At 73.3% G+C, this 5,232-nt stretch carries 6 protein-coding genes; 5 read left to right on the forward strand and 1 reads right to left on the reverse strand.

Annotated elements, in window-relative coordinates; all coding sequences use genetic code 11:
* Positions 1–1,260, reverse strand: a 1,260-nt coding sequence (gene glgX, locus AC0CYZ_RS09745; protein ID WP_472214688.1) for a glycogen debranching protein GlgX, incomplete at its 3' end; no start/stop codon positions are given.
* A gap of 92 nt (positions 1,261–1,352) precedes the next feature.
* On the opposite strand from glgX, the gene AC0CYZ_RS09750 reads away from it, so the two are divergent.
* The 5 genes from AC0CYZ_RS09750 (at position 1,353) to AC0CYZ_RS09770 (ending at position 5,029) form a co-directional block, all read left to right on the forward strand.
* Positions 1,353–1,781: an HIT family protein gene (locus AC0CYZ_RS09750; RefSeq protein ID WP_472214690.1), complete on the forward strand. Its 429-nt coding sequence runs from the start codon at positions 1,353–1,355 to the stop codon at positions 1,779–1,781.
* A gap of 13 nt (positions 1,782–1,794) precedes the next feature.
* Positions 1,795–2,400: a histidine phosphatase family protein gene (locus AC0CYZ_RS09755; RefSeq protein WP_472214692.1), complete on the forward strand. Its 606-nt coding sequence runs from the start codon at positions 1,795–1,797 to the stop codon at positions 2,398–2,400.
* A complete protein-coding gene (locus AC0CYZ_RS09760; protein ID WP_472214694.1) occupies positions 2,397–3,056 on the forward strand; it encodes a TMEM175 family protein in 660 nt (219 codons plus the stop codon). Before AC0CYZ_RS09755 ends, AC0CYZ_RS09760 begins: the two co-directional genes overlap by 4 nt.
* A 180-nt stretch (positions 3,057–3,236) precedes the next feature.
* Positions 3,237–4,073 (forward strand): class I SAM-dependent methyltransferase, encoded by an 837-nt coding sequence (locus AC0CYZ_RS09765; RefSeq protein ID WP_472214696.1) that lies wholly within the window; start codon positions 3,237–3,239, stop codon positions 4,071–4,073.
* Entirely contained in the window at positions 4,070–5,029 is a 960-nt protein-coding gene (locus AC0CYZ_RS09770) for a phytanoyl-CoA dioxygenase family protein (RefSeq protein WP_472214698.1), read from the forward strand. Before AC0CYZ_RS09765 ends, AC0CYZ_RS09770 begins: the two co-directional genes overlap by 4 nt.
* Positions 5,030–5,232 lie beyond the last annotated feature (203 nt).

Raw genomic sequence — 5,232 nt, forward strand, 5'->3', positions numbered from 1 at the left:
GAAGTCGCGCACGGTGTCGCGGTACTTGCCGTTCCACTCGGTCCACCCGGGCGGGAAGTTGCCCACCTGGTAGCCGCCGGGGCCGACGTCCCACGGCTCGGCGATCAGCTTGACCTGCGAGATCACCGGGTCCTGCTGGACGAGGTCGAAGAAGGTGGACAGCCGGTCGACGTCGTAGAACTCGCGGGCGAGCGTCGAGGCGAGGTCGAAGCGGAAGCCGTCGACGTGCATCTCGGTGACCCAGTAGCGCAGCGAGTCCATGATCAGCTGCAGCGTGTGCGGCTGGCGGACGTTCAGCGAGTTCCCGGTGCCGGTGTAGTCCATGTAGTACTGCGGCTGGTCCTCGACGAGGCGGTAGTACGCCTGGTTGTCGATGCCGCGCATCGACAGCGTCGGGCCCTGGTGGTTGCCCTCGGCGGTGTGGTTGTACACGACGTCGAGGATCACCTCGATGCCGGCGGCGTGCAGGTCGCGCACCATCGCCTTGAACTCCTGCACCTGCGCGCCCGGCTGCGGCGACCCGGCGAACCCGGCGGTCGCGTAGCCGAAGTGCGGGGCGAAGAACGCGATCGTGTTGTAGCCCCAGTAGTTGCGCAGCCCCCGCTGCACCAGCACGTCGTCGTGCACGAACTGGTGCACCGGCATGAGCTCGATCGCGGTGATCCCCAGCCGCTGCAGGTGCGAGACCGTGGCCGGGTGCGCGACGGCGGAGTACGTGCCGCGCATCTCCTCGGGGACCTCGGGGTGGAGGTGGGTGAGGCCCTTGACGTGCGCCTCGTAGACCACCGTCTCGTGGTACGGGGTGCGCGGCGGGCGGTCGTCGTGCCAGTCGAAGTACGGGTTCACGACGACGGCCTTCGGCACGTGCTGCGCCGAGTCGTCGTGGTTGACCTCGTCGGGGTCGTCGAAGTGGTAGCCGAACAGCGACTCGTCCCACGCGTAGGTGCTGCCGAGGGAGCCGTCGACGGCCTTGGCGTAGGGGTCGATGAGCAGCTTGTGGGGGTTGCAGCGCTGGCCGTGCTCGGGGGCGAGCGGGCCGTCGACGCGGTAGCCGTAGCGCTGGCCCGGCACCACGCCGGGCAGGTAGCCGTGCCAGACGAAGCCGTCACGCTCGGGCAGCGGCACGCGGTGCTCGGAGCCGTCGGGATCGAACAGGCAGAGGGTGACCGCGGACGCCACCTCGCTGAACAGCGCGAAGTTCGTCCCGGCGCCGTCGTACGTCGCGCCGAGGGGGTAGGACGTGCCCGGCCAGGGCTGCATCGACTCTCCTTCGTGTCGTCGCCGCGTTCGTGCGCCGACGGGTAAAACGCTACCGGGCGCCACCGACAGCCGCGGATCGTTAGGCTGCGCGCGTGGCGACGGTCTTCACCAAGATCATCAACGGCGAGATCCCGGGGCGCTTCGTGTGGTCCGACGACCAGGTGGTGGGGTTCCTCTCGATCAACCCACTCGGTCCCGGCCACACGCTCGTGGTGCCCCGCGAGGAGATTGACCAGTGGATCGACGCGCCAACCGGGCTCTTCGAGCACGCGATCTCGGTGGCGCGCACGATCGGCCTGGTGGTCCGCGACATCTGGTCGCCCCCGCGCGTCGCGCTCATGATCGCGGGCTTCGAGGTGCCGCACCTGCACGTCCACGTCCACCCCGCGTGGGGCCTGGAGGCGTTCGACTTCTCGCAGGCCGCCACCGACCCCGACCCGGGGGAGATGGACGACGCCGCGCGGCGACTGCGCGAGGGCCTCACCGCCGCCGGGCACGGCGCGTCGGTCCCGGCGAGCTGAGGGCCGCCGGTCGATGCAGCTCCTCCTGGTCCGCCACGGCGAGCCGCTCGCGGTCAGCGACCAGGTGGGCGGCGCCGACCCGGCGCTCTCCCCGCAGGGTCACGAGCAGGCCGCCGCGCTCGGCGCCTGGGTGGCGGCCGGCGGCGAGCACGTCGTCGAGGTCGTCGCCTCCGGGATGCGCCGCGCGCAGGAGACCGCCGCCCCCGCGGCGAGCGCGCTGGGCCTGGACGTCGTGGTCGACCCCGAGCTCGCCGAGTTCGACGTCGGGCGCCCCGACTACCAGCCCGTGCACGCGCGCCTCGGCTCCGACGATCCCGACTGGCGTCGGATCTCCGAGGGGTGGTTCCCGGAGTTCGTCGACGCCGAGGCCTTCACCGCCCGGGTGAAGGGCGCCTTCGGGCGGATCGTCGACCGACACCGCGACGCCGGGCGGGACTCGGTCCTCGTCGTCTGCCACGCCGGGGTGATCAACACGTTCCTGGCCGGGGAGCTGGGGCTCGCGCGCCCGCTGACGTTCCCGCTGGACCACGGCGGGGTGTCCCGCGTGCTGGTCTCCCGCACCGGCCGGGTGCGGGTGCGCTCGGTCAACGAGACCGGCCACGTCGCGGACGTGCTGTGACCGACGCGACGAAGGCCCGCCTGCCCCCGTCCGACCGGATGATCGCCTTCACCGACGCCGCGGTGGCCATCGCGCTGACGCTGCTGGTGCTGCCGTTGGTCGACATCGTCCCCGAGGCCGCCCGGTCCGGGGAATCCGCGGTCACGGTCATCACGCACAACCTCGCGCCGATCGGCAGCTTCCTCCTCAGCTTCGCGGTGATCGGCCGGTTCTGGTCGGCGCACCACCGGCTCTTCGGCTACGAGCACCGGCTCACCCGCCCGCTGGTGCAGCTCAACCTGCTCTGGGTGCTCACGATCGCGGTGCTGCCGTTCCCGACCGAGATGGTCGCGTCGTTCGACGTCCACGGCTTCGTCGCGGCCTTCTACCTCGGCGTGCTCCTCGCGTGCAGTGCCTCCCTCACGACGATGGCCGTCACCATGCGACGCACCGCGCTGCGGGACGGCGTCGACGGCGGCGTGCCCGAGCCCTTCGTCACCGGGACGCTGGCGTCCACGACGACCTTCGTGATCGCGTTCGTGCTGGCGCTGGTGGTGCCGTCGCTGGGCGCCTTCGTGTTCTTCGTCCTGCTCGGCGATCCGCTGGTCGAGCCGGTGGTCCGCCGCCTGCGGGGCGACCCCGCGCGGCGCGCGGCGCGGGGGACCGACCCGGCCTGACGCACAGCGCCCGGCGCCGTCCGCACCTCGCGTTGCCGGTCGGGACGGGGCGTGGTTGTGTCTCGAACAGTCCCGTCCGTGCCGGCCCGTTCCGAGGCCCGACGGCGGGTCGAGCGCCCCGGACCCCGGTGCTCCCGGAGCATCCCGGCCGTCGCGGCCGGACACGGAGGTCCGCGGACGATGTCCGAACCGGTCACGACCGAGCAGCGCAGCCTCGCCCACTGGGCGGAGGACGGGCGGGCCGGCATGGAGGCCTTCTACGCGCTCGCCGTCGAGGACTACCGCCGGATGGTCGCGGCCCGGGATTGGGCGGCCGACCTCCGCGGCCACGCCGACGAGGGCCGCGTCCGGGTGCTCGACGTGGCCTGCGGGAGCGGGAAGTTCCCGGCCGAGCTCACGCGCCGGGGTCTCGCCGACGCCGTCGAGGGCATGCGCGTCGAGATCGACCTGCTCGACCCCTCGCCGTTCTCGCTCGCCGAGGCGCGCTCGGTGCTGGAGGCGCCGTTCACGGTGCGCGCCGAGCACGAGGTGCGCATCCAGGACCTGCCGACCGGCGTCGGCGCCTTCGACGTCGCCTGGGCCACGCACGCCCTCTACGCCGTCCCGCCCGACGAGATCGGTGCCGGCATCGCCCGCATGGTCGCGGCCCTGCGCCCCGGCGGCTTCGGCGCGATCGTCCACGCCACCTCCGCGTCGCACTACCTGCGCTTCGCCTCGGCCTTCCGCACCACGTTCGCCCCGGACGCCGTGCCCTTCACCAGCGCGGGGCAGGTGCGGACGGCCCTCGCGGACGCCGGGGTCATGCCCACGGTGACGACGCTGCGCTACGACGTCGGGCACACCGACCGCGCAGTGGTCGAGGGCTTCCTGCAGCGCTGCGTCTTCGACGACTCGGTGCCCCTGGACCGGATGGAGGTCGAGGGCGCCGTCGGGGCGTACCTCTCCGGCTGCGTCGACGGCGAGGGCTACTGCTTCACCCAGGTCGTCGACCTGATCACGTGGGAGGTGCCCGCGTGAACCGCCACCTCAGCGCCGCCACGGCCGCCGGCGAGCTCGACGACGTCGCCCCGGCCTGGGACGGCGACAACGGGCAGTGGTGGGACTGGTACATGTCCCTCGCCGAGAACGGCGCCGCGCCGAGGCTGCTCGAGGTCCCGCCGCCCGATCCCGGCCCGCTCCCCGACGACGACGCCGTCGCCGCCGAGCTCGAGGTCCCCTACGAGGTCCCGCCCGGCGTCGTGGAGGCGTTCGCCGCCGACGGCTTCGTCGTGCTCCCCGGGGTCGTGTCCCCGGGCGCCGCGGAGGTGCTGCGCCTCCGCCTGGCCGACCTGCTCGGCGCCGCCGGGACCGACTCGGGACTGCGGGCCCGCGAGATGCTCTGGCTCGCCGACCCCCTGGTGCGCGCCGCGGTGCTGTCGCCGCGCATCGCGGGCATCTCCGCGGCGCTGCTCGGCGTCGAGACCCTGCGGCTCTACCACGACAGCGCGCTGTGCAAGGAGCCCGGCGCCGGCCGCACGCCCTGGCACCGCGACGCGCACCACTTCCCGCTCGCCTCCCACGACGTGATCTCGACGTGGATGCCGTTGCAGCCGGTGCCCGCGGCGATGGGCCCGCTGTCGTTCGCGCGGGGCATGGACACCTGGCGGCTGGTCGAGGACCTGCCGTTCGACAAGGTCGGCACCTCCTACGACCGCCGCGTCGCCGAGACGCTGCGCGAGGCCGGGGTGGCGGTGCACGAGGAGCCGTTCGCGCTCGGGGACGTCAGCTTCCACTCGACGCTGTGCCTGCACACCGCGGGCGCCAACGCCACGACGCGGCCGCGGATGGTGCTCGGCGCGACCTACTACGCCGACGGGGCCCGCGTGGTCGATCAGCCGACGATGGTCAGCGGGGACTGGCAGCTGTTCGTCCCGGACACCGCCCCGGGCGAGGTCGCGGCGAGCCCCCGGAACCCGGTCGTAACCAGCCCGTAGACCGCGGGTCACACGAGCGCCGTTCACTCGTGCGCGACCCACGACGCCGTGGGGCGCCCCTAGGGTTCCGCGTTCCGGCTCCGCCGGACCGGCCAGCGACCGAGAGGGGCAGGCGCGGCCCCCGCCGCGTTCCACGGCGGGACAAAAGCCCGGGAGACGACCAGTCGGTCCGTCCCCGGGAGATCACCAGTGCGCCTCCGTCC

The organism is Actinomycetospora sp. (genome assembly GCF_055612215.1).

What these genes read in the sequence shown, in the direction of transcription:
- AC0CYZ_RS09755 (WP_472214692.1), top strand. Translation starts at nt 1,795, where the DNA reads ATGCAGCTCCTCCTGGTCCGCCACGGCGAGCCGCTCGCGGTCAGCGAC.
- AC0CYZ_RS09765 (WP_472214696.1), top strand. Translation starts at nt 3,237, where the DNA reads ATGTCCGAACCGGTCACGACCGAGCAGCGCAGCCTCGCCCACTGGGCG.